Source organism: Thermomonas sp. (genome assembly GCF_020850895.1).
GTDB lineage: Bacteria > Pseudomonadota > Gammaproteobacteria > Xanthomonadales > Xanthomonadaceae > Thermomonas.
The window spans coordinates 17,885-43,184 of the sequence record NZ_JADZDS010000065.1 but is presented as its reverse complement, the minus strand read 5'-3'; the positions used below and the strand labels follow the sequence as shown (position 1 = coordinate 43,184).

Genomic DNA, 25,300 nt, shown 5'->3' with positions numbered 1-25,300 from the left:
AGCCCGCAGGCGATCAGGAACCTTCGATCGCCTGGGCCAGGTAGTTTTGCTCGCCGACGCGCCCGATCAGGTCCAGCTGGGTTTCCAGCCAGTCGATGTGCTCTTCCTCGGAATGGAGGATGTCGGCGAAGATCTTGCGGCTGCCGATGTCCCCGATCGACTCGCAATGGGCGATCGCCTCGCGCAGCAACGGCACCGCTTCCATCTCCAGCGCGAGGTCACAGCGGAACATCTCGGTCGGGTTTTCGCCGATCCGAAGTTTGCCCAGTGCTTGGAAGTTGGGTAGCCCCTCGAGGAACAGGATGCGCTCGGCAAGCATGTCGGCATGCTTCATCTCGTCGATCGACTCGTGGTGCTCGTGCTCGGCAAGCGCCTTCAATCCCCAGTTCTTCAGCATCTTGGCATGCAGGAAATACTGGTTGATCGCGGTCAGCTCGTTGTAGAGCGCCTTGTTCAAGAAACCGATGACTTGGGAATCGCCCTTCATTGCCGATGTGTCCAGTTCGATGAAGCGCAACTGTACCGCGAGCAGGGGGCCGCGGCACGGGCCAAGGCCGTCGGCCCGAGGGGAAGGGCGGGCAACGCTCCCGGACACGTCGGCGGTCCGCGATCGGACCCGCGCCCGGCCGGAAGGTCAGGCGGCGTTCGCCAGCAGCGGCAGTTCAAGATGCCGGCGGGTCTGGACTTCCGCGATGATCTCGGCCACGAGGCCTACGCACGAGCCACAGCAGGCGCCGGCGCCGGTGCGCATGGTCATTTCCGCCACGCTCTCGCATCCAGCATCCGCAGATTCACGGATCGTGCGATCGGTCACGCCATTGCAAATACACACGTACATCGAAGCAGGTCGGGCTGGATGATGACGTGATTCAATCGCAAATACGAATGATAGTCAACCATTGGCCGCGGGGTCGACCCTACCCCCGGTAACGGCAACCCGATGTGCAGGTTTCACGCACGACGACCTCCGAAAGCTGCGGCAACACGGGCTGCATGCGCTCCCAGATCCACCTCGCGAGGCGTTCGCTGGTCGGGTTTTCAAGCCCTTCGATTTCGTTGAGATAGTTGTGGTCGAGCTGTTCCTGCAACGGCTGGAAGGCACGGGTCACCTCGGCGAAGTCCAGGATCCAGCCGGCATGCGGGTCCGGCTCGCCGGTCACGTGCAACTCGATCCGGAACGAATGCCCGTGCAGCCGCGCGCATTTATGCCCGGCCGGGACATTGGGCAGGCGGTGCGCCGCTTCGATGGAAAATGTCTTGAAGATGTCCATGGGCGGCATTCTACGGTGCCGCGATGGACCGCGAGACGCACCCGCGCCCCGGCTCGCCTGCAGCCACCTTCAGTCCAGCAACTCCAGCGCCATCACGATGGCATCCTCGCGGCCACCATTGGCAGGGTAGTAGCGCGGCCTGCGTCCGATTTCATTGAACCCGCAGCGCTGGTACAGATCGATAGCACGCGGATTGGACGGTCGCACCTCGAGGAACACGCGCTGGGCGCGCTGCACCCGGGCAATCCGCAGCAGCGAATGCAGCATGCGCTGGCCCAAACCGCGTCCCTCGCAGCCCGGCGCAGTGCACAGGTTGAGCAGATGCGCCTCCTCCGCAGCCACGCTCAGGACGCCGTAGCCGAGGATGTCTACGTCCTGCTCGAACACCCACAGCGAATAACCCGCATGCAGGCAATCCCGGAAGATGCCACGCGACCACGGGAACGGGTACGCTTTCTTCTCGATGCGCATGACCGCGTCGAGGTCATCCTCGCGCATCGCACGCAACGCGGGGACACCATCCAAGTCCTCGACGACGGCCACGCGCGCGTTCACCGCACCCCCCGGCGCAACGAGCGCAACTCCGCCCAGAGTGCCCGCCGGGCGCACGGATCAACGCCCATCGCCTGCGCCTGTACCAACAACTGCGGCCGCTCCAGCAGGCGTTCCTCCGGGATTCCGGCTGCGCGCGCCAGCTTCGCCAACAGCGCCGAGTCGATCCGTCCCGGCACGGCCACACCGGCAAGCGGGCGAAAGACGTCGAGGCCCAACTCTGCCAAGACCGCTCGCTGAAAGCGATCGAGGTTCATCCGGCAGGCTCCGCATCCCCGGATCGGCGGCGCCGGAAAAGGAGCTGAACCGGTCCAGACAGCGCATACAGCACGCTGACGGCGAGCAGTGTTTCCGCCGGCACGATCCAAAGCGCGATCAGTACGCCCAGCACCCCCAGCAGGGCGATGAAGGGCACCCGATCGGCCTTCGGCCCTTTCCCGCTGCCCTTGAAGCTGGTGTAGCGAATCCGGCTGACCATCAGCAAGCCGGAAACAACCGTCAACCCGAGTGCAACGAAGCGCAGGTCAGACCCATCCCAGTCGGCGCGCTCGCAAGTCCACACGAAACTCGCCATCAACCCGGCCGCCGCCGGACTGGCCAAGCCGATGAACCAGCGCTTGTCGACAATCCCCACCTGGCTGTTGAAGCGCGCCAGCCGCAGTGCCGCACAGGCCGCGTACAGGAAGGCAGCCAGCCAGCCAATCTTGCCCAACGGCGTGCCGTCGCCACGCAGTGCCAGCAAGGCCCAGTAATACATCACCATCGCCGGAGCCATCCCGAAGCTGACCAAGTCGGCCAGCGAGTCGTACTGGACGCCGAACTCGCTTTGGGTATTGGTCAGCCGGGCAACCCGACCATCCAGGCCATCCAGCACTGCAGCAATGAAGATCGCCACGCAGGCCGCCTCGAAACGCCCCTGCGAGGCGGCGATGATGGCGAAAAAGCCACCGAACAGTCCACCGGTGGTGAACAAGTTGGGCAACAGATAGATACCGCGGCCCCTGCGCGGAACGGTTGATGGGTCGTTTTCGTCCATTGCGGCAGTGTACGGGAACCTCTGGAACATGCAGAGGCTCCCGCCCGCCGGGATTGGCAAGGGCACGGATGACCGGCCATGAACCCAGCAAGAACGCGGAGGGTTCGCTCGGGCCCTGGCCTGACCAGCGCCGGAACCGGCGTCTGCCGACGGCGGCAGACTGGAATTGCAGGGACGACAAAGGGCTTGCAGTGGCGGCGGCGCAGTGCTGGAATCAGCAGACATCCCTGCGGAGTGCGGCCATGAACCTGTTCCGAACCCTCGCGCTGGTCATCAGCATGGCGCTGGCGGCGGCACCGGTGGCGGCGCAACAGCGCATCTACCAGCGCAAGGACGCCAACGGCGTCAGCCAGTATTCCGACGTTCGTCCCGAGAGCCAGTACACGGTCCGCAACGTCAACACGCGCTCCGGTACCCCGGCTCCCGCGGCGGCGGCACAACCCGAGGAAAGCGCGCAATGCAAGGGCGTGCGTTCCAATCTTTCGCGCCTGCAAGGCAACGAATCGGTGGGCATCGACACCAACGGCGATGGCACGCCTGACCGCAACCTCAGCGCCGACGAGCGCAAGGCACAGATCGACCTGAACCAGGCCGCCGTCAATGCCTACTGTCCGCCAGCCCAGAAATGAGGTCACTGGGTGCCGTGCTGATTGCCGCAGCGCTCGCGGCCGCGGCGTGGTGGTGGTGGTTCACGATTGCCATGCCCCGACGCGCGCAGGAGCGCGCCGAAGCAGCCGAGGCATCGGCAATCCAGGCCCGGCGCATGGACACGCTCTACCGCTGGCATGACGACGCCGGCAACCTGCAGATCACCGACGAGCCGCCGAAGGGCCGCCATTACGAGCGCATCAGCAAGACCCCGCGCGACGGCATCGAGGTGAACGGCGATCGCCACTGATCGCCGCGTGATGGGTAACGCCTGATCCTGGCCGGTCCGCATGGCAAAATGCGGGTTTCCCCTGCACGAAACCGCCATGCGCCTGTCGCAGTTCCACCTTCGCACCGAAAAGGAAACCCCCGCCGACGCCGAGATCATCAGCCACAAGCTGATGTTGAAAGCCGGCATGATCCGCAAACTCGCCGCCGGCCTGTACACCTGGTCGCCCCTCGGGCTGCGCGTGCTGCGCAAAGTCGAAGCGGTGGTGCGCGAGGAAATGAACCGCGCTGGCGCGATCGAAATGGCGATGCCCTCGGTGCAGCCCAGGGAACTGTGGGAAGAAACCGGGCGCTGGGCGAAATTCGGCCCGCAACTGCTGAAAATCCGCGACCGCAAGGAACAGGAATACTGCTTCACCCCGACCGCCGAGGAAGCGGTGACGGATTTCTTCCGCCAGGAATTCGCCAGCTACAAGCAATTGCCGGTGAACCTCTACCAGGTCACCGGCAAGTTCCGCGACGAGATCCGCCCGCGCTTCGGGGTGATGCGAGCGCGCGAATTCATCATGAAGGATGCCTATTCCTTCCACATCGACGACGATTCGCTGCACGCCGAATACCGCAATATGTACGCCACCTATTCACGCATCTTCACCCGGCTCGGGCTGGAGTTCCGCGCGGTGGCCGCCGACACCGGCGCGATTGGCGGCAGCGCCTCGCATGAATTCCAGGTGCTGGCCGATTCCGGCGAGGACGCCACCGTGTTTTCCGATGGCTCCGATTACGCCGCCAATGTGGAATTGGCGGAAGCGGTTTCGCCCGGCCCACGTGCGGACGCATCGGAACCGCTTCGCGACATCGATACGCCCACCCAGAAAACCTGCGAGGACGTCGCCGCGTTGATGGGGATCTCGCTTCACCGCACGGTCAAATCGGTGGCCTTGATCGGTCGTGATGCCGAAGGCAACGATCAATTCGTGCTGGCGCTGGTCCGTGGTGACCACGTGGTGAACGAGATCAAATTGGCGAAACTGCCGGGGCTTTCCGAATATCGACTCGCCTCCGAAGCGGAGATACTCGACCACCTCGGCAGCGAGCCCGGTTTCCTTGGCCCATTGCACCCGCGCAAAGCCATTCGCGTCATCGCCGACCGCACGGTCACGGCGATGGCAGACTTCGTCGTCGGCGCCAACAAGCCCGGCTTCCATATCGCCGGCGTGAATTGGGGCCGTGACCTGCCGGAACCCGAAGTGGCCGATATCCGCAATGTGGTCGAGGGCGATCCGTCCCCGGACGGCAAGGGCGTCCTGCGGATGGCGCGCGGCATCGAGGTTGGCCATGTGTTCGCGCTGGGCCGCAAATACTCCGAGGCAATGCAGTGCAGCGTGCTGGATGCCAGCGGCAAGGCCGTGCATCCGGCGATGGGCTGCTATGGGATCGGGATTTCCAGGATCGTGGCGGCGGCAATCGAACAGAATCACGACGAGGCAGGAATCAAATGGCCGATGGCGATGGCGCCGTGGCAAGTGGCGATTTGCGTGATCAATCCGAAAAATGACGCCACCATCGCCGCTGCCGCCGAAGCACTGCACGCGGAATTGCTGGCATCCGGAATCGATTGCGTGCTGGACGACCGCGGCCTGCGCCCCGGCGCGATGTTCGCGGATATCGAACTGATCGGCATTCCGCACCGGGTTGTGGTCTCCGGTCGCGGACTTGAAGCGGGCAGTTTCGAATATCGTTTCCGCAGTGAAGTCGAGTCCGAAAACCTGAATCGTGACGCACTGCTGCAAAAACTCCTCGGCTGATACGAATATTCCTGTTGTTTTATCTGGAAATCGGGTTATTATCCCGGCGTCCGCGCCGCGGATAACCCAATCCCGGGAATTTCCAGAGGAAATCCGATCATGAGCATGAATATCGACACCCTCAGCCCGCAGGAACTGGCGGCGCTGATCAAGCGCGCCAATACCCGTCGCAAGGTGCTGGCCAAGCGCAAGCCCGCCAACCAGACCAAGGCCGCCGTCGCCAAGTTACTCAAGAGCGCCGGCTGGAGCTTCGAGGAACTGTTCGGCAAGGGCGCAGCAGCCCCGGCCCCGGCGAAGAAGGCCGGCAAGCCCAAGAAGGGCGGTAGCCGCGCCGCGGTTGCACCGAAGTACCGCAATCCCGGCAATCACGCGGAAACCTGGTCCGGTCGTGGTCGCCAGCCGCGTTGGCTGGCCGCATTGACCGCTGCCGGTCACAAGATGGATGAATACCTGATCAAGTAATCAGGCTTCACCCCTGCATTGCCCCTTTGAAGAATGCCGGCCCACGTGCCGGCATTTTTCTGCCGCCCAATTCCGCGCGAATTCGGACGCCACGTGCACCGGAATCGGACGAATTGGGCAGATCTGAACAACCCATCCTGGCTTTGTTGACAGCCCAGGTCGATCTCGGCACCACTCCCGGGCTCGAATCACACGAATCAATCACTTGCCCGATTGATTCGTGGTTAGCCGTCCATGGTTTACGGGAATCTCTGAATGAATCAGGTTCCTCTGCCCGATCGAATCGATCCTGCTGGCCCAGGCCCTTGAATCAGCCCACGTCTGATCGACCCAATTACAAGTTGCGACGGGCAGAAACCAGCAGGTTGCCGAAGACCAACCCGGCCACCAACGCCATCAAGGTGCTGAAGACCGCCATCGCTGCGTCCTGTCCAGCGCCGAAATCCTGGCTCTGCACCAACGACACCACCCCGCGCAGGGCGGCGCTGCCGGGCACCAGCATGATGATGCCCGGCAAACGCACGAGTGCACCGGGACGGTTGGTGATCCGCGCAAAGGCATTGCCCGCCGCGGTGGTGACGAACGCACCCAAGAACACGCCGGCACCCGAACCCAGCCATTCACCGCCGTAACGCGAAACCAGATAACCACAGACCGCGGACAGCATCACCAGCGGATAATCGCGCCAGCGCGCCTGGAACAGCACGGCAAATGCAAATGCGCCCAGTGCCAGCGCACTCCAGCCCACCCAGTCGGGCTGCGGCCGCAAGGCTTGGATGCGCGGATCGATCCCAAAATATCCCGCCACTGCCAGGGCAATTGCAGTGCCGATGGTGAGGTTGACCACGGTCATCGCCGCGCCGGCGAAACGCGCGGTGCCGGACACCAAGTGGCGACTGGCCAATTCGCTTGCTGCCAGTGCCAGGGTCATTCCCGGCACCAGCACGATCAGCGAGGCGATGATCACCGTATTGAGATTCAACGGCGCCACCCATGCGCTGACGACGATCGCCACACTGCCCGCCAGCAAGCCCGAAAGCGCCTCGAATCCCTCATGCAGGCGCTTGCGCGACTGTGCGGCCAGCAACAGGAGCCCTATCAGCAATCCAGTCAAGGCGGCAACGCCGATGTCCAGCCAGGGCAAGCGCAGCAACCCGGCCACAGCCGCCGAAGCGAGCAAGAACCCCAGCACGATCATGGCCCGTGCCCGCCCCGTCGCAGGCCGCTCCAATTCGCGCAGCGCGGCACGACCCGCGGAGATGTCCAATTTTCCGGAAATCACTTCCTCGGCAATCCGGTCCGCCGCGCACAACCGCCGCAGGTTGGTATCACCCAGTCCCGGCCTGACAATCCGGGTGACCTCGGTATGCCTCCCCGGCCGCGACGGATCGCGGAAGGACAGGATGATGCCGGCTGGATTGGACCACGGCTCGCATTCCACCCGCAGCCGCCGTGCAACCAGTTCGATCGCGCCTTCCATGCGTTGCGCAGTGGTGCCGTAGGCATGCAGGTGCCATGCCAATTCCTCGATGAAGGCGATGCGTTCGGCGTAGCTCGCGTCGGGCGTGGCGTCAGTCGTCATCGTGGTGCAAGCATGCCATGCGCCGGCCTGCATTCCCACACAGGCTCCGCATTGCGTAAGCTTGGCAGGCGAATGGCCTCCGATCCCACCAGCTACCGTCCCGCCATCGATCTCGTCTCTTCCGATGCGGGAAGTGTCCTGCGCCTGCGTGGGCGCTGGACGCTGCGCTATTCCGACGAGGTCAAGGGCGTTCTTGAGGGTGTACCCACGTCGCGGGTGTCGATAATCGACGCAAGCGACTGCGAACGCCTTGACACCCTTGGGGTGTTGCAATTGTTACGCTATGCCGACAGCCGCAAGATCCCGTATGCGGCCCTGCATTTCCGCGCCGACCAGCAGCCGCTGGTGGATGCGATCGAGGACGTCCATGACGACCGCCCGGTCCTGAAGAAGGAATACGGCGTGCGCGCGATGCTCGGCCGCATGGGCTTCGGCCTGGTCGACAACATCAGCGAAGTGATGGCGCTGGTCAGTTTCTTCGGCGAGTTCCTGCTCAAGATCCTGCGCCTGTTCAAGGAACCCGGCCGGTTCCGGCTGACGGCCACCGTCCACCACATGGAGCAGATCGGCCTCGATGCGGTGCCGCTGGTGGCGCTGTTGTCGTTCATGGTCGGCGCAGTGATTGCGTTCCTAGGCGCGATGGTGCTGAAGGACTTCGGCGCCACCATTTTCGTGGTCGAGTTGGTCAGCGCTGCGTTCCTGCGCGAATTCGGCGTGTTGCTCACCGCCATCCTACTGGCCGGGCGTACTTCCAGTGCGTTCACCGCGCAGATTGGGATGATGGTCAATCGCGAGGAAGTCGATGCGATCCGCGTGCTCGGGCTGGATCCGGTCGACCTGCTGGTGATCCCGCGCGTGCTGGCGTTGTTGGCCGTGCTGCCACTGCTGACCTTCATTGCGATGATCGCCGGCCTGCTCGGCGGCATGGCGGTGGGAGCGTTCAACCTCGACATCCCGGCGCCAGCCTACATGGCGCGGATGTCCGAAATGATGCAGTTCCGGCATTTCATCGTGGGCATGGTCAAGGCGCCGATCTTCGCGTTGGTGATCGGCCTGATCGGCTGCTTGGAAGGCCTGCAGACGCAAGGCACCGCCCAATCGCTGGGCGAGCGCACCACCTCCAGCGTGGTGCAGACGATTTCGATGGTGATCGTCATCGATGCCTTTGCCGCGCTGTGGTTCATGCAGATGGATTACTGAGCATGGCCAACGGATCCGTCTTCCGCACCATTGATGGCGTCGTCGTCGAAGACGATGCATTGATCCGCATTCGCGGGCTCGCCAACCATTTCGGCGAACAGGTCGTCCATGACGGCTTGGACCTCGACGTACACCGTGGCGAAATCCTTGGCGTGGTCGGTGGCTCCGGCACCGGCAAATCGGTGCTGATGCGATCGATCCTTGGGTTACGCATCCCGAACGCCGGTAACATCAAGGTGCTGGGCGTGGATGCGCGCAGCTCGAAACCCGAGGTCCGCCGACACATCGAGCGCAACAGCGGCGTGCTGTTCCAGGATGGCGCATTGTTTTCCTCGCTGACCGTCGGCGAGAATGTGCAGGTGCCGATCAAGGAGCATTATCCGGACCTCGGTCGATCCCTGCGCTATGAGCTGGCCCTGCTCAAGATCAAGCTCGCCGGACTTCCGGCCGGTGCAATCGACAAATTGCCCTCGCAACTGTCCGGCGGCATGCGCAAGCGCGCCGGGCTTGCCCGAGCGCTGGCGCTTGACCCGCCGCTATTGTTCCTCGACGAACCCACCGCCGGGCTCGATCCGATCGGCGCGGCCGCCTTCGACCAGCTCATCCGTGCCTTGCAGCAGGCGCTGGGCCTGACCGTGTTCCTGATCACCCATGACCTGGACACGCTCTACACCATCTGCGACCGGGTCGCGGTGCTGGCCGACCGCAGGGTCATTGCCACCGCCCCGGTGGCCGAACTCGAAAAACTCGACCACCCGTGGGTACAGGACTACTTCAACGGACCGCGGGGGCGGGCCGCGCGTGGCTGACGCACGATGCCCCGTGTTCGCACCAGGCCGCGTCCGCGATGCTTCGCGACGGGACACGGCACAGCACCGCCCGACGATTTGTTGCACCATGGCACCAGCGAGGATCCACTGAATGGAAACCAAGGCCAATTACGTCCTGATCGGCGGATTCACCGTGCTGACGGTGATATTCCTGCTGCTGTTCACGCTGTGGGCCACGAAATTCTCGACCTCGCGCGATTGGCGCACCTACGAAGTCGTGTTCAACGAGGCCGTCACCGGCCTGACCGAAGGCAGCAGCGTGCAATACAACGGCCTTGCGGTCGGCACCGTGGAAAGCCTGAGCCTGGACGACAAGGATGCGCGCAACGTGATCGCCATCCTCAAGCTGCGCAAGAACACGCCGGTCAAGGTCGATACCCGCGCGCGGCTTTCGCAGCAGGGCATCACCGGCGTGCCCTTCATCCTGCTCACCGGCGGCAGCCCCAAAGCACCGCTGCTGGAGGCTCGGCCTGGGGAGGATTATCCGGTCATCCGCACCTCCCCCTCAGCCCTGCAGAACATCGCCGACACCGCCAACCGCCTGGTCGCACGCCTCGACCAGTTGGCCAGCGAGGACAACATCCGTCGCATCACGGCGACCCTGGACAACCTGCAGAAGACCACCGACACCTTGTCCCAGAACCGCGAGAACATCGCCCAGCTGATCGTCAATGCACGCGATGCATCCGCTTCGCTCAAGGTAACCCTGGCCACGACCAATGGCACCATCGAGGGCATCGACCAGAATCTTGTGCGTCGGTTACCGGCGCTGCTGGACAAGCTCGATGCGACGATCGCCAAGCTGGACGCGGCTGCCGGAAATGCCAATGCGATGATCGCCGAGAACCGACCTGGGCTGCGCAACTTTACCCAAGACGGGCTCGGCCAGGTCGGGCCCGCCCTGACCGAACTTCGAGCCGTACTGCGTGACCTGCACGAAGTGACCGACCGCATGGATGATAATCCCGCTCGCTACATCTTCGGCCGCAACGCGCCCAGGGAGTTCGACCCGAAATGAAGCACATCCGACACCACGCCGTTGCGCTCATCGCCATGCTGCTGCTGTGCGGCTGCAGCAGCTTGGTCGGTGGCCCCAAGGAACCGGTCACGATCTACTCCCCGGCACTGGATTCCCGGCCCGATCCCGGCTGGCCCGCGGTGTCCTGGTCTCTGGAAATCGCCCAACCGATCGGCGGGCAGGCATTCGACGGCTTGCGCATCATGGTCAGCCCGACGCCGGGCGAACTGCAGGCCTACCGTGAAGGCCGCTGGGCCCAGCCGGCCGCTGCAATGATCGAATCCAGCCTGCTGCGCTCCCTGGAAGACAGCGGCAAGATCGCCTCGGTCTCCCGCCAAGGCAGCGGCGCCGCCGCAAATTTCCGCCTGTTGCTCGACCTTCGCGACTTCCGCTCCGATTACGCAGGCAATGCCGTGCCTTCGGCAACCATCGAAGTCAACGCCAAGCTGCTGCACCTGTCCGACCAGAAAATCGTCGGCAGCCGCACTTTCCGGATCGTGCAGCCGTCTTCGGGGATCGAAGTGGTGCGGGTCGCCGATGCCTTTGCACAGGCGCTGACAACGCTCGGCCACGACCTCGCCGGCTGGACCCTGGAAACCGGACAGGCGCACGAGCGCCAGCATCCACGATGAGGGCCGCCGCAGCGGTCGCCGCCCGCGCCGCGACTGCGCCAGCGCGCACCCTCGGGAGACACAGATGAGTGACACCTCAATCGACGCCATCGCACGCGAAGCGATGGAGTACGACATCGTCGTGGTCGGTGCCGGCCCCGCTGGCCTCGCCACCGCGATCCGGCTCAAGCAGCTTGCAACGGACGCAGGCCGCGAGGTCTCGGTCTGCGTGCTGGAAAAGGGGTCCGAACCGGGCGCGCACATCCTCTCCGGTGCCATCGTCGATCCGAAGGCCCTGACCGAGCTGTTCCCCGATTGGGCCGAGCGCGGCGCGCCGCTGAAGCAGGCAGTGACCCGCGACGAATTCCTGTTCCTGAGCGAGACCGGCGCCCGCGCCACCCCGCATTGGCTGCTGCCGGCCTGTTTCCACAACGACGGCAATTACATCGTCAGCCTGGGCGCGTTGACGCGCTGGCTGGCGCAGCAGGCGGAAAGCCTCGGGGTGGAAATCTTCCCGGGTTTCGCGGCTGCCGAGGTGTTGTATGACGCGACCGGTGCGGTCAGGGGCGTGGCCACCGGCGACATGGGCATCGGCAAGGACGGCCAGCCGACCGACCAGTTCCAGCGCGGCATGGAACTGCTTGCCAAGTACACGATCTTCGCCGAAGGGGCACGCGGGCAACTGGGCCGCCAGTTGATCGCGAAGTACGCGCTGGACGCCGGCAAGGATCCGCAGAGTTATGCCATCGGCATCAAGGAGCTGTGGCAGGCGGATCCCGCGAAACACCAACCGGGGCTGGTGGTGCACACCGCGGGCTGGCCACTGGATGGCGCCACCTATGGCGGCTCCTTCCTCTACCACGCCGAAGGCGGGCAAATCGCGATCGGTTTCGTGATCGGCCTCGATTACAAAAACCCATGGCTGAGTCCGTTCGGCGAGTTCCAGCGCTTCAAGACCCATCCTGCCATCGCCAAGCACCTGCAGGGCGGCAAGCGGATCGGCTATGGCGCCCGTGCGCTGACCGCCGGTGGCCTGCTCAGCCTGCCGAAAACGGTGTTCCCGGGCGGCGCGCTGGTCGGCTGCGAGGCCGGTTTCCTCAATGCCAGCCGAATCAAGGGCAGCCATGCCGCGATCAAGACCGGCATGCTGGCCGCCGAAGCCGCGTTCGCGGCGCTGGGCGAAGGCCGCCAGCACGATGAACTCACCGCCTACCCGGCGGCATTCGAGAACAGCTGGCTGCATGCGGAATTGCAGCAGTCGAAGAATTTCAAGCAGTGGTTCAAGAAAGGCCGCAGCTTCGCCACCCTGATGACCGGCATCGAGCAATGGCTGCTGCCCAAGCTCGGCATCCGCAACCCGCCGTGGACGATCCATCGCACGCAGCCCGACCACGCCTGCCTGCAACCGGCGGCGAGCCAACCGAAGATCGAATACCCCAAGCCCGACGGCGTGCTGACCTTCGACCGCCTCAGCTCGGTGTTCCTCTCCAGCACCCACCACAACGAGAACCAGCCGGCGCATTTGACCCTGAAGGATGCGGCGATCCCGGTGGCGGTGAACCTGAAGGACTACGCAGGGCCGGAAGCCCGCTATTGCCCGGCCGGTGTCTACGAATTCGTCGACGATGCCGGCCAACCGCGCCTGCAGATCAATGCCGCCAACTGCGTGCACTGCAAGACCTGCGATATCAAGGACCCCACCCAGAACATCGTCTGGGTGGCTCCCGAAGGCGGCGGCGGGCCGAATTACACGGGCATGTGATTTCGCTGCACGGGCCGCCGACAGGCTTCCCTTTCGCAAATGTCCCCCGGCAGCGGCCAGCGAAACGGGGTCAGGTTCACTTTCGCCAGCGAAGTGAACCTGACCCCGTTTCAATCGACCCCGTTTCAATCCACGCTGGGCCTCAGTGCAACGGCACGCCGGTTTTTTCCGCCGCTTCCTCGCGGCTGACGCCTTCGGCCAGCTCCACCAGCTTCAGGCCTGCCGGGGTGACGTCGAATACGCCCAGCTCGGTGATGATGCGGTTGACCACGCCCACGCCGGTCAGCGGCAGGGTGCACTGCGGCAGGATCTTCGAGGTGCCGGCCTTGGTGGTGTGCTCCATCAGCACCACCACCTTGCGCACCCCGGCGACCAGGTCCATCGCCCCGCCCATGCCCTTGACCATCTTGCCGGGCACCATCCAGTTGGCCAAGTCCCCTTTGTCGGTGACTTCCATCGCGCCGAGGATGGCGAGGTCGATATGGCCGCCGCGGATCATCGCGAAGCTGTCGTGGCTGCCGAAGAAGCTGGCGCCGGGCAGCGCGGTGATGGTCTGCTTGCCGGCATTGATCAGGTCGGCGTCGAGTTCGGCTTCGGTCGGAAACGGGCCGATCCCCAGCAAGCCGTTCTCACTCTGCAGCCACACGTTCACGTCGTCGGGGATGTAGTTGGCCACCAGGGTCGGCAAGCCGATGCCGAGATTCACGTAAGCGCCGTCGGTAAGTTCCTGCGCGGCGCGGCGCGCCATCTGTTCGCGGTTCCAAGCCATGAGGTTCGCTCCTTGTTGGCCCCTCTCCCTCCGAGAGAGGGGTTGGGGTGAGGGTTCGGGGAAGCGACGGAATCCGGGTTCCAGCGGCTTCGCCGAACCCGCATCCGCCCTTCGGGCACCTTCTCCCGAAGGGAGAAGGAAAAAGCGTCAGTCCGCGCTCACAGTGCGCTGTTCGATGCGTTTCTCGGGCGTGGCATTGACCACGATGCGCTGCACGTAGATGCCGGGCAGGTGGACGTGATCCGGCTCGATGTCGCCCAAGCCGACCAGTTCTTCGACCTCGACCACGCACACCTTGCCGGCCATCGCGCAGGCCGGGTTGAAATTGCGCGCGGTCTTGCGGAACACCAGGTTGCCGGACGGGTCGGCCTTCCACGCCTTGACCAGGGACACATCGGCCTTCAGCGCGGTTTCCAACACGTACATGCGGCCGTCGAACTCGCGGGTTTCCTTGCCATCGGCCACCACGGTGCCGTAGCCGGTGGCGGTGAAGAAGGCCGGGATGCCGGCGCCGCCGGCGCGCAGGCGCTCGGCCAGCGTGCCTTGCGGGTTGAACTCCAGCTCCAGCTCGCCGGCAAGGAACTGGCGTTCGAATTCCTTGTTCTCGCCGACGTAGGACGAAATCATCTTCTTGATCTGGCGCGTTCCCAGCAGCTGGCCGAGGCCGAAGCCGTCGACGCCGGCGTTGTTGGAAATCACGGTCAGCCCATGCACCTTGGAATCACGCAGCGCGGCGATCAGCGCCTCCGGGATGCCGCAGAGGCCGAAGCCGCCCACGGCGAGGGTCTGGCCATCTGCCACCAGCCCGTCGAGGGCGGCGGCGGCGCTGGGGTAGAGCTTGCTCTTGGCAGTCACACGCACTTCTCCGCAGGCAATCAGGGCTGCAATTCTACTCGCCACCGTGACAACGCCCAGCGTACCTTCGGGCAAGCCGGGTCATGCTGCAAAGGCAAGCCTTGCACGCGTTCGCTACAATAACGGGCTGGCCGTGCCCATTCGGCCCATCCTCCCCAACGATGTCGAAACGATGAAGATTCTCGTCGGTTACAAGCGCGTGGTGGACGCCAACGTCCGCATCCAGGTCAAGCCGGACGGTTCCGGCGTGGTCACCGATGGCGTCAAGCTCTCCCCCAATCCGTTCGACGACATCGCGCTGGAAGAGGCGTTGCGCTTGCGCGACAAGGGCATCGCCAGCGAAGTGGTGGTCGCCACCATTGCCCCGGCCGACGCCCAGCCGCACCTGCGCAACGGCCTCGCCATGGGCGCCAACCGCGCCATCCATGTCGTCGCCGAACAGCCGCTGGCCCCGCTGGCCGCCGCCCGCACCCTGCTCAAGCTGATCGAACGCGAACAGCCCGATCTGGTCCTGCTGGGCAAGCAGGCGATCGACGACGACGCCAACCAGACCGGGCAGATGCTGGCCACCCTGTGGGGCCGCCCGCAGGCCACCTTTGCCAGTCAGCTGACGGTCGAGGGCGGCAAGGCGACGGTCGTACGCGAGGTCGATGCAGGTCTTGAAACGCTCGAGGTCGACCTGCCGGCGGTGGTCACCACCGACCTGCGCCTGAACGAGCCGCGCTTCATCAAGTTGCCCGACATCATGAAGGCCAAGAGCAAGCCGCTGCAGACGATCCCGCTGGCCGAGCTGGGCGTCGACGCCGGCCCGGCGCCGCAGGTCAGCCACTACGCGCCGCCGGCAGGACGCAGTCGCGGAGTGATGGTCAAGGACGCGGCCGAACTGGTAGCCGCGCTGAAGGCCAAGGGCCTGGTCTGAGTTGCCGGCCAGCTCGGTTCACGCAATGCATCGCGCCCCTGCGGTGCGCTCCCACAGAGATTCGAGGTAACGCACCATGTCCAATGTCCTCATCATCGCGGAACATCTGAACGGCAAGCTCAACGCCGCCACCGCGCGCTGCGTGTCTGCTGCGGCGGCACTGTCGCCGACCGCCATCGACATCGTGGTCCTGGCCGCCGAGCCGGCGGCCGTGGCCGCGCAGGCCGCGCAGATCGAAGGCGTCAGCAAGGTGCTGACCGTGGCCAATGCCGCCAATGCGCAGGCCATCGCGCAGCTGCAGGCCCCGCAGGTCGCCGCGCTGGCCGCGGGCTACAGCCACGTGTTCGGGCCCTCGACCACCTTCGGCAAGGACCTGATGCCCGCCGTGGCCGCCCTGCTCGGCGTCGATCAGGTCTCCGACCTGATGGCGGTCGAAGGCAGCCACGGCTTCAAGCGCCCGATCTATGCCGGCAACGCCATCATCACCGTGCAGATGCCGGCAGGCACCACGGTGGTTGCGACCGTGCGAACCGCCTCCTGGCCGGAAGCCGCCAGCGGCGGCAGCGCCGCGGTCGAAGCCACGACGGTGGACGTACCGCTGCCCAGCCACACCCGCTACCTCGGCTTGGCCGGTGCCAGCTCCGATCGCCCCGACCTGCAATCCGCACGGCGCGTGGTCTCGGGCGGGCGCGGCGTTGGCTCAGCGGAGAACTTCCGCATCATCTACAGCCTCGCCGACACGCTCGGCGCGGCGGTCGGCGCCTCGCGCGCCGCGGTCGATGCCGGCTATGTGCCGAGTGACCTGCAGGTCGGCCAGACCGGCAAGATCATCGCGCCTGAGCTCTATATCGCGGTCGGCATTTCCGGCGCGATCCAGCACCTGACCGGGATCAAGGATGCAGGCACGATTGTCGCCATCAACAAGGACGCAGACGCGCCGATCTTCGAGATCGCCGACATCGGCCTGGTCGGCGACCTGTTCAAGCTGCTGCCGGAGTTGGAAGCAGCGCTGGGCTGAGCGCGCGGCATTCGTCCGTATCCGTGTGTGCGCACCACATCGCGTGAACGCAGTTCGCCGCGTCGCTTGCGTGCTGCTCAGCCGTGCTTGGCGCGCAGGTGGTCGAGCAGGTCGATTCGGGTGATCAGGCCGAGGAAGCCCTCGCCTTCCATCACGATGGCGACGTGGCCGCGGTCGAACACCGGCAACAGCGCCTCGATCGGCGCCTTCACGTCCACCTTGTCAAGCCGCTGCACCATCGCCGCCCGCGCCGGATCGCCAAAACGCGTCTCATCGCCATAGACGTGCAGCAGGACGTCGGACTCGTCGAGGATGCCGACGATGCGATCGTGCTCCATCACCGGCAATTGCGAGATGCCCTCGCCGCGCATCCGTTGCCAGGCATGGCTGAGGCTGTCGTCGGGGGCCACCGTCACGGTGTCGTGGTCCGCGAACGGGCGCCGAATCAGGTCGCGCAGGTCGCCGTGCAGGTTCGCCGCCCCTGCGGGGGAGGCGGAGCGCAGCGCATCCTCCATTCCACGCCGGGCGGCGTCGACCCAAGCGTCCACCTGAGACAGCGGAACACCGGCCTGTCTCGCCAACTCCGCAGCCTCGCCGCGACCTCCCAGGATGTCCAAGACCAGCGCCGCCTTGCGCGGGGCCGACCATTGCTTGCCGGTTTCGTCCATCGTCCTGTCCAAGCGAATCCACGGGCAGACTACCACGCCGCCGAGGTATCAATCCGCGGTCACCACACGGACGGCGACAGACGAAGAGGCCGCCGTCCGGAAACCGAAGTCCCTGGCCCAAGGCATCGCCCACAGGCCTGATCAGATCGGCGTGCGCATCAATTGGCGCGTTCGTACATTTCCAGCAAGCGTTGCTTGACCGCCAGCTTTTCGCGTTTCATCTGCCCAAGCCTGCCATCGTCGATTGGCAGCACGCCATGCTCCGCATCATTGACCTGTTGGTCGAGTTCACGGTGGAGATAGTACAGTTTGCGGAACTCGACGTTGGCATTCATCAGCGCTTCGACCGATTCCTGCGATTGCCCTTCAAACATGGTGACCTCCTGTTTCAAGAAAATGGCGCGCGCCCCGGTCGGAACGGCACCCTGCGGTACGGCAGCCTTGGCTGCCGTCGTGCCATGCAGCCCAGGCGTCCCGGGCCACGATGTTGTGGTCCCCCGGTCGTGCCGGGGCCAGAAATGCAAACGCCCCGCCACGGACCGGGGCGAGGCGTCTGGAAACGCGGCGGAACCGGGGATCGACATTCAACCTCACCCGGAACCCCCCGCACGACAAAGGTGCGTCGGCGATCCCCGGGTTGTCGAACGGATCATGCATCGGCCGGCCTCCGGCCAGATGGTAGAAAAGCCAAGTCGAACCATCTGGGAATTCGACCCTACGCCGACCTGCCGACAACCGCAAGTGCCGCGGCTGAACGCCGGGGAAACCCCTGGAGCAGCCAAGAAAACGTCACGCCCAAGCCGCATTGCGCAGCGTTTCGGCCCGAAAACTGGCCTTGTGCCCGTGCCTTGCGGAACGACATTGGACCTGAATGGGCAGGTCGAGGCAGGCGTGCCCGGGAATCCTGCGCAGACTGTTGGGTTCAGGGTTGGATCACGGTCTTTTCGAGACGATAACCTCGACCCGTCGATTCTTCGCCCGTCCGGCAGCACTGCCATTGTCGGCCACCGGTTGCGCTGAGCCAACGCCGCGGGCGCTGACCCAACCGCGGTCCAACCCGGCAGCAACCAGGGTGGCACGCACCTGCTGGGCACGGCGTTCGGACAGGGCCTGGTTGGCCGCAGCCGCACCCTGGCTGTCGGTGTGACCGACCACCTGGATGGATCTACCCGGCAACGCAGCCAGATAGATCCCGAGCGCACGCACGCTGGCCAGTGCGTCTGCCGTCAGTTCCGCCTGGCCGCTGGCGAACGCGTTGCCGTCCAAGCTGAAGACTTCGCCACGGGCATCCGTACGCACAGGCGGAAGCGAAGCGCCTGCGGTCAGTTCGGCTTCCTTGCGAGCCAGCGCTGCCTCACGCGCCCGTGCCGACTCGACCTGATCCTGTTGCTGCGTCACCGCGCCATCCAGTGCTGCCTCGGCCTGCTGGGTCCGTTCCTGGAGCCGCTGCGCTTCTTCTGCCTGGAGTTGTGCCTGCAGCCGCAACTGTTCGGCTTCGGCGCGCGCCCGCTCGGCGTCACGCCGGCTGGCCTCCACCCGCAGGTCGGCGCGCTCGCGCTTCAGTCGTTCGATCTCGCGGCTCGCGGCATCGATCCGTGCCGCCTGTTCGGCGATGTAGACGCGCCGCTGGGACAGTTCAGCGGCGGCCTGCCGAGAACTCCGCCCGGCCATCGCTTGATCGGCAATCGCCTGGCGAGCCTTCAGTCTTTCAAATTGACCCAGACTGCCCAACAGCGGATCCGAATCCAGTGCCTGCAGCCTCTCCTCCGGCGTGCCCTGGGGAACGGGCAGATCGAGGGGATCCGCTGCGTTCGGCACACCCTCGACGTGCAGTCGGCTGCGCAAGTCATCGACCTCGGCCTGCAGCTTCCGCAAGGCTGCGCGGGAAGTTCGACTCCTTGCACGCACGAACGCGGTATCCGCATCGACCGTCGCAGCCTGCGCCAGTGCCCGGGCGTCATTGTTGCGACCGCGCTCGAACGCGGCCTCAGCCGCTTGCAATCCTCGCCGCGCCGTGTCCAGGTCATCGGCCGCATACTGGTCTGCATCAACACCTTCGGCAAAGGCCACCGCCTGGCGTGCCGCCGAAAGTTCGTTGCTCGGCGGCGGCAGGGACGCGCAACCAGCCAGAGCAAGCACGCCTGTTGCCAGCAAGGCGTGCAGGGCGTGGCGGAATTGTGCGAAGCTTGCAGACATGGGCGGTCGCAGCTCGAAGTGAGTCCTGCGGCCATTGTGGGAAATCGCCACCGGTGATGCAATGGCACCCCGGGCGGCCAAGGGAGACAGCATGGATATCGGTCCCTTCTTCAAGACGATGGCGGAAAAGAACGGTTCGGACATGTTCCTGTCCACCGGTTCGCCGGTAAACATCAAATTCGAAGGCGACCTGGTGCCGATGACGGAATCGTCGCTTGCGCCCGGCGAGTGCAAGGCCATCGCCTACGCGCTGATGGACGCGGGGCAGGTCGCCGAGTTCGAGCGCGAGAAAGAATTGAACATGGCGATCTCGGTGCCCGGCTGCGGGCGCTTCCGTGTCAACGTGTTCCAGCAGCGCGGCGAAGTCGGGCTGGTAATCCGCGCGATCCGCAGCGACATCCCCAGCATCGAGGAACTGCAACTGCCGATCGTGCTCAAGGACATCATCATGGCGCCGCGTGGCCTGGTGCTGATCGTCGGCTCCACCGGCTCGGGCAAATCGACCACCTTGGCCTCGATGATCGACCACCGCAACACCACCACCACCGGCCACATCCTCACCATCGAAGACCCGATCGAGTTCCTGCACCGGCACAAGAAGTCGGTGGTCAACCAGCGCGAAGTCGGCCTCGATACCCACAGTTTCCACGCCGCGCTCAAGAACGCGATGCGCGAGGCACCGGACGTGATCCTGATCGGCGAAATCCGTGACGAGGCGACCATGGAGGCGGCGATTGCGTTCGCCGAAACCGGCCACATCTGCCTCGCCACCTTGCACTCCAACAACGCCGACCAGACCATCGAGCGCATCCTCAACTTCTTCCCCGAGGGTGCGCACAAGAACGTGCTGATGAACCTGGCCCTGAACCTGAAGGCGGTGGTCAGCCAGCGCCTCGTGGTCGGCGTGGACGGCCGCCGCATGCCAGCGACAGAAGTGCTGATCAACACCCCATTGATCCGCGACCTGCTGCGACGTGGCGAAGTCCACAAGGTCAAGCAGGCGATGGAGGAATCGCTGCAGGACGGCATGCAGACCTTCGACCAGTGCCTGTTCCGGCTCTACAAGGAAGGCCGGATCGAAATGGAGGAAGCGCTCAAGGCTGCCGATTCGCGCGACGGCTTGGCGCTCAAATTCCGACTCTCGGAAGGCGCCAGCGGCGAGCACGATCCTTACGCGGACGCGTTCAGCGCAGGCTGACGGGGCAATCCCGCGCCGCCGACATTCTCTGGCGGTGCGATCAGGGCGCGTCCGGCTGGTTTTCCGGGCGTGCGTCGTCGAACTCCGGCAGGGCCAGGCAGGCCTTCTCAATCCGCACAATCGCCGGATATGCACCCATGTCGATCCCGCAGCGCCTGGCGTTGTAGACCTGCGGAATCAGGCAGCAATCCGAGATTCCCGGGGTATCGCCATCGCAGAAGGTGCCGGTTGATGGATGGTCGTGCAACTGCTCCTGCAGCACCCGGAACCCGACCTCGATCCAGTGTCGGATCCAGTCGTCGCGGTCAGGCTGCGGGACATGCCATTGATGGTCGAGGTATTGCAGGACGCGCAGGTTGTTGAGCGGATGGATGTCGCAGGCGATCAACTGCGCCAGCGAACGGGCGCGCTGGCGTTCACGCGCAGTCGCAGGCAGCAAGGGATTGTCCGGCCAGATCTCGTCCAGGTATTCGAGGATCGACAGCGACTGGGTCAGCCGGCGCTGTCCGTGCAGCAGCGTCGGCACCAGTTCCTGCGGGTTGATCGCACGGTAGCCATCGGCATGCTGCTGGCCGCCGTCTTGCAGCAGGTGGACCGGGACGATCTCGTACTCCAGCCCCTTGAGGTTCAGGCCAATGCGCACGCGGTAGGCCGCGCTAGATCGCCAGTATGAATACAACCGCAAGTTGTCGCCCATTGCGCCCCCCAATCCGGAGACCATAACGGATCACGCCGACCGCACACTGCCGCTCGTCCCGCCAGTTTGACCGCCTGACGCCTCCGCAATCAAGGGCGGGGCTGTTGCTCGATGGTCTGCTCAATGGCGCCGAACACACTCTTGCCTGCGGCATCGAGCATTTCGATGCGGACCCGGTCGCCGAATGCCATGAACGGCGTGCTCGGCTTGCCGTCGCGCAGGGTCTCCACCGTGCGCCGCTCGGCGAAGCAGGACGCGCCCAGCGCGGTGTCCTCGTTGGCCACGGTACCGGAACCGACCAGGGTGCCGGCCGACAGCGGCCGGGTCTTGGCGGCATGTGCGACCAACTGGGCGAAATCGAACTGCATGTCCACGCCCGCCTCGGGCGCACCGAACCATGCGCCATTGATGTGGGTGAGCATGGCCAGGTGCACCTTGTTGCCCTGCCAGGCCTCGCCCAATTCGTCCGGCGTCACGAACACCGGGCTGAGCGCGCTGCGCGGCTTGGATTGCAGGAAGCCGAAGCCCTTGGCCAATTCCGGTGGAATCAGGTTGCGCAGCGACACGTCGTTGACCAGCCCGATCAACTGGATATGCTCGGCCGCCTGTTCAGGCGTCACCGCCATCGGCACGTCGTCGGTGACGATCACCACCTCGGCTTCCAGATCGATGCCGTAATCCGCACTGACCACCTTGACCGGATCGCGCGGGCCAAGGAAGCCGGCGCTGACCGCTTGGTACATCAGCGGATCGACATAGAAGCTCTCCGGCACCTCGGCGCCACGCGCACGCCGCACCCGCTCCACGTGCGGAAGGTAGGCGCTGCCATCGACGAATTCGTAGGCGCGCGGCAGTGGCGCCGCGAGCAGGTGCTCGTCGAGATCGAAGGCGGCGGTCGCACGGCCGTTGCACAAATCTTCGAACAACGCATTGAGCCGGGGTGCCAGCACGGCCCAGTCTTCCAGCGCACGCTGCAGGGTCGGCGCGATGCCGTCGGCACGCACCGCACGACGCAGATCGCGCGACACCACGACCAGGGTGCCGTCGCGCCCGCCCTCCTTCAGGGATCCGAGTTTCATTGCCGCCTCGTGTATGTATCAATCCAGCCGGTCATTGTATCGGCTGCCACCGAAGGCGCGTGCCGTGGAAGCTGATGCCGGTGAGGCGTGGGGATCATGCTGGTGGCGAGAGGCGACTCTGTGGGTGGTCTTGTTGATGCCCGCTCATCCGACGTGTGCGATTGACACCTCCATACGTGACCCCGTTTCTGTCAGGAACTGCAATCGCCGCCAGCGCACGTGGTCTCGCAGCGCGCGCCGGTGGCACAAGTCTGCCGACAGTTGCCGCCGTGGCAGCTGAAGTCACACTTGGCCCCTGCGCTGCATTGCATCAGGCAGTCACCGCCGGCACAGCCGTAGTGGCAGATCGCGCCGGCAGGGCAGGTCATCGTGCAATTGCCGGCCGGACAGTCGGCACGGCAGGTGCTTCCCGCTGCGCAGCTGTACCTGTCCTCGATCGCCAGCCCGCCAGCGGCCAAGCCGATCGTTGCATCGCGTTCGGTGGCTCCCGCGTCGCCGGCCTTCACCTGGTTCCGGTTGCCGAGATTGCTCACATCGGGTGCGCGGCCGTCGGCGCCGACGCTCCAGTTCACCCGGTTGTCGTTGCCGAGAACGCTGATCGCAGCCGGCGCGACGGCATCGATCACGTTGAAGTTGCCGTTGACGACGATCCGCGTGCAGCCCAGCAGCTTGAGGGTGTTGCGGTTGCTGTTGAGGGTGATCGCGTTACCGGCGCAGTCGCGCGTGCCGGTCTGGTGATCTTCGTTGACGACCAGATCCGCGGCCTGCCCGGCCAAGCTGAACACGGTCGCAAGTACCAGAATCAGGGCTCTAAGCATGCCAACCCCCTTGCCTTCGGGAAGCTCGAAGCAGACGGTCTCGCGAACCTATCACCTCTGCCGGAGGCGGTCAACGACCTGGCCAACGCCTCATCCCTCGCCAAGAAATGCATCCGCGCGGAAGGTCAGCACCAGCGTATCGCGATGGCCGGGCTCGTCGCCCAGCGGCAGGATCGGGGTGGATTCGTGGATCACCCGCGCGTCTTCCATCAGCAGCAGCGACCACGGCTCGGACAGGGTGAAGCGCTCGCCCTCGCGGCGCTGCGCGGCGAACACCCGGGTTTCGCCGCCGCGGATGCCCTGCCGCGATACCAGCAGCACGGCGACGAAATCTACGCCGTCACGGTGCGCGCCTTCCGGCGTGGGCCGGCCCACGCCGTCGGTGGTGTCGATCCGGAACTGGTGCGCCTCGACATGCCAGCGCAGGCCGGGCGCTTGTCGCCAGCAAGCCTGCGCCAGTGCGCGGATCAGCGCCGGCCACGCCGGCTGCGCCAAGGTGCCCTCGGCCACCGGCTCGAACCAGCGTTCCATCCCGCCGTGCAGGGCGTTGTATTCGACCGGCTGGTAGTGCATCCGCTGTGGCACCTGCCGCAGCGCAGCGCCCTCGGCAATGAAACAGATGTGGCGACGCCGGCGATAACGCCCGCCGTCCTTGAGGTAGTGGTCCGGCGGCAGGTCGTCCCAGGCCGGCGCCAGCTGCGCCAGCGCGTCTGGCGCCACACCGGCCAGCGTGGCCACGTCGGCCGCGGCCAGCACCGCGTAGCCGCGCTCGCGCAGTTGGGAATCAAGCGTCGCCAGCGGCACGGCCGGCGGTGCGAACACGGCAACGGGGGGCATCCTCGGCATCCGAATGGGATGCGCCATTGTCCCACCGCACCCGACCCCAAACGACACAACCCGCCGTGCGGCGGGTTGTGTGGATCGAACCATTTCGAATATGGCAGCCCCGGAAGGATTCGAACCTCCGAATGCCTGAGTCAGAGTCAGGTGCCTTACCGCTTGGCGACGGGGCTATGGCGTGAATTCTAAAACCAAACGCGCTTGCCAGCTGAACACCGTCGGCAAGGGCGTATTCGATCATTCTCTGGCCAGGAGTATGGCACGAGGGCGATCGTTCATTCGTCTTCTGGCTAAGGCGCGTCGGCGCAGACAGTACTGACGTACGGCAAGCCGGCGCGCCAACGCCAGAAGGCGAAGGAATCAGCGCTTGGAGAACTGGGTGGCGCGACGGGCCTTGTGGAGGCCGACCTTCTTGCGCTCGACCTCGCGCGCATCGCGGGTCATGAAACCGGCCTTGCGCAGCTCGGACTTCAGGGTCTCGTCGTACTCGACCAGCGCACGGGCGATGCCGAGGCGGATGGCACCGGCCTGGCCGGTGGTGCCGCCGCCGCTGGCGGTGACCTTGATGTCGAAAGTTTCGATGTGCTTGGTCAGCTCGAGCGGCTGGCGCACGATCATGCGCGCGGTCTCACGGCCGAAGAACTCGTCCAGCGGACGGTCATTGATGGTGATGGTGCCGCTGCCCTTGCGCAGGAACACGCGGGCGGTGGAGGACTTGCGGCGACCGGTGCCGTAATTTTGGGTGATGGCCATGATCAGATATCCAGGACTTGCGGCTGCTGGGCGGCGTGCGGGTGCTCGGCGCCGGCGTAAACCTTGAGCTTGCGGTACATCTGCCGGCCCAGCGGGCCCTTCGGCAGCATGCCCTTCACGGCGATCTCGAGCACGCGCTCGGGATGGCGCTCCAGCGCCTGGCCCAGCGACTCGGTCTTGAGGTTGCCGACGTAACCGGTGAAGCGGTGGTACAGCTTGTCGGTCATCTTCTTGCCGGTGACGGCCACCTTGTCGGCATTGATGACGACCAGATAATCGCCGGTATCGACGTGGGGGGTGAACACGGGCTTGTGCTTGCCGCGCAGGCGATAGGCCAGGGCTGCGGCCAGGCGACCAAGGGTCTTGCCCTCGGCGTCGACGACGTACCAGTCGCGCTGGACGGTCTCGTTCTTGGCGATGAAAGTCTTCATGACGAACTCGTTTCTGGGGTGCATGGTCGGGCTGGTTCCCTCGCCATTGCG

Annotated in this window: 29 protein-coding genes, 1 tRNA gene and 1 pseudogene; 12 read left to right on the top strand and 19 right to left on the bottom strand. The window is 65.1% G+C overall.

Going from position 1 to position 25,300, the window contains the following annotated elements:
* Positions 1 to 13: 13 nt before the first annotated feature.
* The 6 genes from bfr to pssA form a co-directional block, all read right to left on the bottom strand.
* Positions 14 to 487, bottom strand: a complete 474-nt coding sequence (bfr, locus tag IT472_RS06380; protein ID WP_297180033.1) for a bacterioferritin — start codon at positions 485 to 487, stop codon at positions 14 to 16.
* Between the two features lie 147 nt (positions 488 to 634).
* On the bottom strand, positions 635 to 838 hold the full coding sequence (locus IT472_RS06375; RefSeq protein WP_297180030.1) for a (2Fe-2S)-binding protein: 204 nt from the start codon (positions 836 to 838) through the stop codon (positions 635 to 637).
* 79 nt (positions 839 to 917) lie between these two features.
* A complete protein-coding gene (gene queD, locus IT472_RS06370) occupies positions 918 to 1,271 on the bottom strand; it encodes a 6-carboxytetrahydropterin synthase QueD (protein WP_297180027.1) in 354 nt (117 codons plus the stop codon).
* Positions 1,272 to 1,340: 69 nt separating this feature from the next.
* Positions 1,341 to 1,769, bottom strand: a complete 429-nt coding sequence (rimI, locus tag IT472_RS06365) for a ribosomal protein S18-alanine N-acetyltransferase (RefSeq protein WP_297180088.1) — start codon at positions 1,767 to 1,769, stop codon at positions 1,341 to 1,343.
* Between the two features lie 53 nt (positions 1,770 to 1,822).
* A complete protein-coding gene (locus IT472_RS06360; RefSeq protein ID WP_297180024.1) occupies positions 1,823 to 2,080 on the bottom strand; it encodes a hypothetical protein in 258 nt (85 codons plus the stop codon).
* Positions 2,077 to 2,859, bottom strand: coding sequence for a CDP-diacylglycerol--serine O-phosphatidyltransferase (gene pssA / locus IT472_RS06355; RefSeq protein WP_297180021.1), 783 nt, complete (start codon positions 2,857 to 2,859; stop codon positions 2,077 to 2,079). Before pssA ends, IT472_RS06360 begins: the two co-directional genes overlap by 4 nt.
* A gap of 242 nt (positions 2,860 to 3,101) precedes the next feature.
* Between pssA and IT472_RS06350 the strand changes: the two genes are divergently transcribed.
* From IT472_RS06350 to IT472_RS06335, 4 genes are all read left to right on the top strand, one after another.
* Positions 3,102 to 3,488, top strand: coding sequence for a DUF4124 domain-containing protein (locus IT472_RS06350; protein ID WP_297180018.1), 387 nt, complete (start codon positions 3,102 to 3,104; stop codon positions 3,486 to 3,488).
* A gap of 14 nt (positions 3,489 to 3,502) precedes the next feature.
* A complete protein-coding gene (locus tag IT472_RS06345; protein ID WP_297180015.1) occupies positions 3,503 to 3,757 on the top strand; it encodes a DUF4124 domain-containing protein in 255 nt (84 codons plus the stop codon).
* Positions 3,758 to 3,833: 76 nt separating this feature from the next.
* A complete protein-coding gene (locus IT472_RS06340; protein WP_297180011.1) occupies positions 3,834 to 5,543 on the top strand; it encodes a proline--tRNA ligase in 1,710 nt (569 codons plus the stop codon).
* Positions 5,544 to 5,642: 99 nt separating this feature from the next.
* On the top strand, positions 5,643 to 6,005 hold the full coding sequence (locus IT472_RS06335; protein WP_297180009.1) for an H-NS histone family protein: 363 nt from the start codon (positions 5,643 to 5,645) through the stop codon (positions 6,003 to 6,005).
* A gap of 334 nt (positions 6,006 to 6,339) precedes the next feature.
* Here the strand turns inward: IT472_RS06335 and IT472_RS06330 are convergent, their stop codons facing one another.
* Positions 6,340 to 7,587: a threonine/serine exporter family protein gene (locus tag IT472_RS06330; RefSeq protein WP_297180006.1), complete on the bottom strand. Its 1,248-nt coding sequence runs from the start codon at positions 7,585 to 7,587 to the stop codon at positions 6,340 to 6,342.
* 72 nt (positions 7,588 to 7,659) lie between these two features.
* On the opposite strand from IT472_RS06330, the gene IT472_RS06325 reads away from it, so the two are divergent.
* The 5 genes from IT472_RS06325 to IT472_RS06305 all read left to right on the top strand — a co-directional run bounded on the left by IT472_RS06325 (position 7,660) and on the right by IT472_RS06305 (position 13,008).
* On the top strand, positions 7,660 to 8,787 hold the full coding sequence (locus IT472_RS06325; RefSeq protein ID WP_297180003.1) for an ABC transporter permease: 1,128 nt from the start codon (positions 7,660 to 7,662) through the stop codon (positions 8,785 to 8,787).
* 2 nt (positions 8,788 to 8,789) lie between these two features.
* Positions 8,790 to 9,596 (top strand): ABC transporter ATP-binding protein, encoded by an 807-nt coding sequence (locus tag IT472_RS06320; RefSeq protein WP_297180000.1) that lies wholly within the window; start codon positions 8,790 to 8,792, stop codon positions 9,594 to 9,596.
* A 112-nt stretch (positions 9,597 to 9,708) separates the two neighbouring features.
* Positions 9,709 to 10,635 (top strand): MlaD family protein, encoded by a 927-nt coding sequence (locus tag IT472_RS06315; RefSeq protein WP_297179997.1) that lies wholly within the window; start codon positions 9,709 to 9,711, stop codon positions 10,633 to 10,635.
* Entirely contained in the window at positions 10,632 to 11,267 is a 636-nt protein-coding gene (locus tag IT472_RS06310; protein WP_297179994.1) for an ABC-type transport auxiliary lipoprotein family protein, read from the top strand. Before IT472_RS06315 ends, IT472_RS06310 begins: the two co-directional genes overlap by 4 nt.
* Positions 11,268 to 11,331: 64 nt before the next feature.
* Positions 11,332 to 13,008 (top strand): electron transfer flavoprotein-ubiquinone oxidoreductase, encoded by a 1,677-nt coding sequence (locus IT472_RS06305; RefSeq protein ID WP_343231813.1) that lies wholly within the window; start codon positions 11,332 to 11,334, stop codon positions 13,006 to 13,008.
* Positions 13,009 to 13,150: 142 nt separating this feature from the next.
* On the opposite strand, the gene IT472_RS06300 is transcribed toward IT472_RS06305, so the two are convergent.
* Entirely contained in the window at positions 13,151 to 13,777 is a 627-nt protein-coding gene (locus tag IT472_RS06300) for a CoA transferase subunit B (RefSeq protein ID WP_297179992.1), read from the bottom strand.
* A gap of 147 nt (positions 13,778 to 13,924) precedes the next feature.
* The gene (locus IT472_RS06295) at positions 13,925 to 14,638 is read right to left on the bottom strand and encodes a CoA transferase subunit A (RefSeq protein ID WP_297180082.1); all 714 of its coding nucleotides are present in this window, start codon (positions 14,636 to 14,638) and stop codon (positions 13,925 to 13,927) included.
* Positions 14,639 to 14,804: 166 nt separating this feature from the next.
* Here IT472_RS06295 and IT472_RS06290 point away from each other — a divergent pair, with 166 nt between their 5' ends.
* Together IT472_RS06290 and IT472_RS06285 are read left to right on the top strand one after the other, a co-directional pair.
* A complete protein-coding gene (locus tag IT472_RS06290) occupies positions 14,805 to 15,551 on the top strand; it encodes an electron transfer flavoprotein subunit beta/FixA family protein (protein WP_297179990.1) in 747 nt (248 codons plus the stop codon).
* Between the two features lie 76 nt (positions 15,552 to 15,627).
* Entirely contained in the window at positions 15,628 to 16,569 is a 942-nt protein-coding gene (locus IT472_RS06285) for an electron transfer flavoprotein subunit alpha/FixB family protein (RefSeq protein ID WP_297179987.1), read from the top strand.
* Between the two features lie 77 nt (positions 16,570 to 16,646).
* On the opposite strand, the pseudogene IT472_RS06280 reads toward IT472_RS06285, so the two are convergent.
* From IT472_RS06280 to IT472_RS06270, 3 genes and pseudogenes are all read right to left on the bottom strand, one after another.
* Positions 16,647 to 17,036 (bottom strand): annotated as a pseudogene (locus IT472_RS06280) (CBS domain-containing protein); the annotation flags it as partial.
* Positions 17,037 to 17,395: 359 nt separating this feature from the next.
* On the bottom strand, positions 17,396 to 17,611 hold the full coding sequence (locus IT472_RS06275) for a YdcH family protein (RefSeq protein ID WP_297179984.1): 216 nt from the start codon (positions 17,609 to 17,611) through the stop codon (positions 17,396 to 17,398).
* A gap of 559 nt (positions 17,612 to 18,170) precedes the next feature.
* Entirely contained in the window at positions 18,171 to 19,433 is a 1,263-nt protein-coding gene (locus IT472_RS06270; protein ID WP_297179982.1) for an OmpA family protein, read from the bottom strand.
* Positions 19,434 to 19,524: 91 nt separating this feature from the next.
* Between IT472_RS06270 and IT472_RS06265 the strand changes: the two genes are divergently transcribed.
* Positions 19,525 to 20,631, top strand: a complete 1,107-nt coding sequence (locus IT472_RS06265) for a PilT/PilU family type 4a pilus ATPase (RefSeq protein WP_297179980.1) — start codon at positions 19,525 to 19,527, stop codon at positions 20,629 to 20,631.
* Between the two features lie 40 nt (positions 20,632 to 20,671).
* On the opposite strand, the gene maiA is transcribed toward IT472_RS06265, so the two are convergent.
* From maiA to rplM, 7 genes are all read right to left on the bottom strand, one after another.
* A complete protein-coding gene (maiA, locus tag IT472_RS06260; RefSeq protein ID WP_297179977.1) occupies positions 20,672 to 21,328 on the bottom strand; it encodes a maleylacetoacetate isomerase in 657 nt (218 codons plus the stop codon).
* 89 nt (positions 21,329 to 21,417) lie between these two features.
* Entirely contained in the window at positions 21,418 to 22,407 is a 990-nt protein-coding gene (locus tag IT472_RS06255) for a fumarylacetoacetate hydrolase family protein (RefSeq protein WP_297179974.1), read from the bottom strand.
* 191 nt (positions 22,408 to 22,598) lie between these two features.
* Positions 22,599 to 23,225 (bottom strand): DUF3060 domain-containing protein, encoded by a 627-nt coding sequence (locus tag IT472_RS06250; RefSeq protein WP_297179971.1) that lies wholly within the window; start codon positions 23,223 to 23,225, stop codon positions 22,599 to 22,601.
* Between the two features lie 90 nt (positions 23,226 to 23,315).
* Positions 23,316 to 24,062, bottom strand: a complete 747-nt coding sequence (locus tag IT472_RS06245) for a 2OG-Fe dioxygenase family protein (protein WP_297179967.1) — start codon at positions 24,060 to 24,062, stop codon at positions 23,316 to 23,318.
* 101 nt (positions 24,063 to 24,163) lie between these two features.
* Positions 24,164 to 24,238, bottom strand: a tRNA-Gln gene (locus IT472_RS06240).
* A gap of 187 nt (positions 24,239 to 24,425) precedes the next feature.
* Positions 24,426 to 24,818: a 30S ribosomal protein S9 gene (rpsI, locus tag IT472_RS06235; RefSeq protein ID WP_297179964.1), complete on the bottom strand. Its 393-nt coding sequence runs from the start codon at positions 24,816 to 24,818 to the stop codon at positions 24,426 to 24,428.
* Positions 24,819 to 24,820: 2 nt separating this feature from the next.
* Positions 24,821 to 25,249, bottom strand: a complete 429-nt coding sequence (gene rplM / locus IT472_RS06230) for a 50S ribosomal protein L13 (protein ID WP_297179961.1) — start codon at positions 25,247 to 25,249, stop codon at positions 24,821 to 24,823.
* Positions 25,250 to 25,300 lie beyond the last annotated feature (51 nt).

Excerpts from the sequence above, each read along its gene's own strand:
- IT472_RS06285 (WP_297179987.1), top strand. The coding sequence starts at position 15,628 with ATGTCCAATGTCCTCATCATCGCGGAACATCTGAACGGCAAGCTCAAC.
- IT472_RS06255 (WP_297179974.1), bottom strand. The coding sequence starts at position 22,407 with ATGAAACTCGGATCCCTGAAGGAGGGCGGGCGCGACGGCACCCTGGTC.
- IT472_RS06375 (WP_297180030.1), bottom strand. The coding sequence starts at position 838 with ATGTACGTGTGTATTTGCAATGGCGTGACCGATCGCACGATCCGTGAA.
- IT472_RS06325 (WP_297180003.1), top strand. The coding sequence starts at position 7,660 with ATGGCCTCCGATCCCACCAGCTACCGTCCCGCCATCGATCTCGTCTCT.
- IT472_RS06270 (WP_297179982.1), bottom strand. The coding sequence starts at position 19,433 with ATGTCTGCAAGCTTCGCACAATTCCGCCACGCCCTGCACGCCTTGCTG.
- IT472_RS06320 (WP_297180000.1), top strand. The coding sequence starts at position 8,790 with ATGGCCAACGGATCCGTCTTCCGCACCATTGATGGCGTCGTCGTCGAA.
- IT472_RS06330 (WP_297180006.1), bottom strand. The coding sequence starts at position 7,587 with ATGACGACTGACGCCACGCCCGACGCGAGCTACGCCGAACGCATCGCC.
- rplM (WP_297179961.1), bottom strand. The coding sequence starts at position 25,249 with ATGAAGACTTTCATCGCCAAGAACGAGACCGTCCAGCGCGACTGGTAC.
- rimI (WP_297180088.1), bottom strand. The coding sequence starts at position 1,769 with ATGCGCGAGGATGACCTCGACGCGGTCATGCGCATCGAGAAGAAAGCG.
- IT472_RS06265 (WP_297179980.1), top strand. The coding sequence starts at position 19,525 with ATGGATATCGGTCCCTTCTTCAAGACGATGGCGGAAAAGAACGGTTCG.
- IT472_RS06315 (WP_297179997.1), top strand. The coding sequence starts at position 9,709 with ATGGAAACCAAGGCCAATTACGTCCTGATCGGCGGATTCACCGTGCTG.
- IT472_RS06250 (WP_297179971.1), bottom strand. The coding sequence starts at position 23,225 with ATGCTTAGAGCCCTGATTCTGGTACTTGCGACCGTGTTCAGCTTGGCC.
- IT472_RS06350 (WP_297180018.1), top strand. The coding sequence starts at position 3,102 with ATGAACCTGTTCCGAACCCTCGCGCTGGTCATCAGCATGGCGCTGGCG.
- IT472_RS06290 (WP_297179990.1), top strand. The coding sequence starts at position 14,805 with ATGAAGATTCTCGTCGGTTACAAGCGCGTGGTGGACGCCAACGTCCGC.
- IT472_RS06275 (WP_297179984.1), bottom strand. The coding sequence starts at position 17,611 with ATGTTTGAAGGGCAATCGCAGGAATCGGTCGAAGCGCTGATGAATGCC.
- IT472_RS06245 (WP_297179967.1), bottom strand. The coding sequence starts at position 24,062 with ATGCCCCCCGTTGCCGTGTTCGCACCGCCGGCCGTGCCGCTGGCGACG.
- IT472_RS06300 (WP_297179992.1), bottom strand. The coding sequence starts at position 13,777 with ATGGCTTGGAACCGCGAACAGATGGCGCGCCGCGCCGCGCAGGAACTT.
- IT472_RS06305 (WP_343231813.1), top strand. The coding sequence starts at position 11,332 with ATGAGTGACACCTCAATCGACGCCATCGCACGCGAAGCGATGGAGTAC.
- rpsI (WP_297179964.1), bottom strand. The coding sequence starts at position 24,818 with ATGGCCATCACCCAAAATTACGGCACCGGTCGCCGCAAGTCCTCCACC.
- bfr (WP_297180033.1), bottom strand. The coding sequence starts at position 487 with ATGAAGGGCGATTCCCAAGTCATCGGTTTCTTGAACAAGGCGCTCTAC.
- IT472_RS06310 (WP_297179994.1), top strand. The coding sequence starts at position 10,632 with ATGAAGCACATCCGACACCACGCCGTTGCGCTCATCGCCATGCTGCTG.
- IT472_RS06340 (WP_297180011.1), top strand. The coding sequence starts at position 3,834 with ATGCGCCTGTCGCAGTTCCACCTTCGCACCGAAAAGGAAACCCCCGCC.
- pssA (WP_297180021.1), bottom strand. The coding sequence starts at position 2,859 with ATGGACGAAAACGACCCATCAACCGTTCCGCGCAGGGGCCGCGGTATC.
- IT472_RS06360 (WP_297180024.1), bottom strand. The coding sequence starts at position 2,080 with ATGAACCTCGATCGCTTTCAGCGAGCGGTCTTGGCAGAGTTGGGCCTC.
- queD (WP_297180027.1), bottom strand. The coding sequence starts at position 1,271 with ATGGACATCTTCAAGACATTTTCCATCGAAGCGGCGCACCGCCTGCCC.
- maiA (WP_297179977.1), bottom strand. The coding sequence starts at position 21,328 with ATGGGCGACAACTTGCGGTTGTATTCATACTGGCGATCTAGCGCGGCC.
- IT472_RS06335 (WP_297180009.1), top strand. The coding sequence starts at position 5,643 with ATGAGCATGAATATCGACACCCTCAGCCCGCAGGAACTGGCGGCGCTG.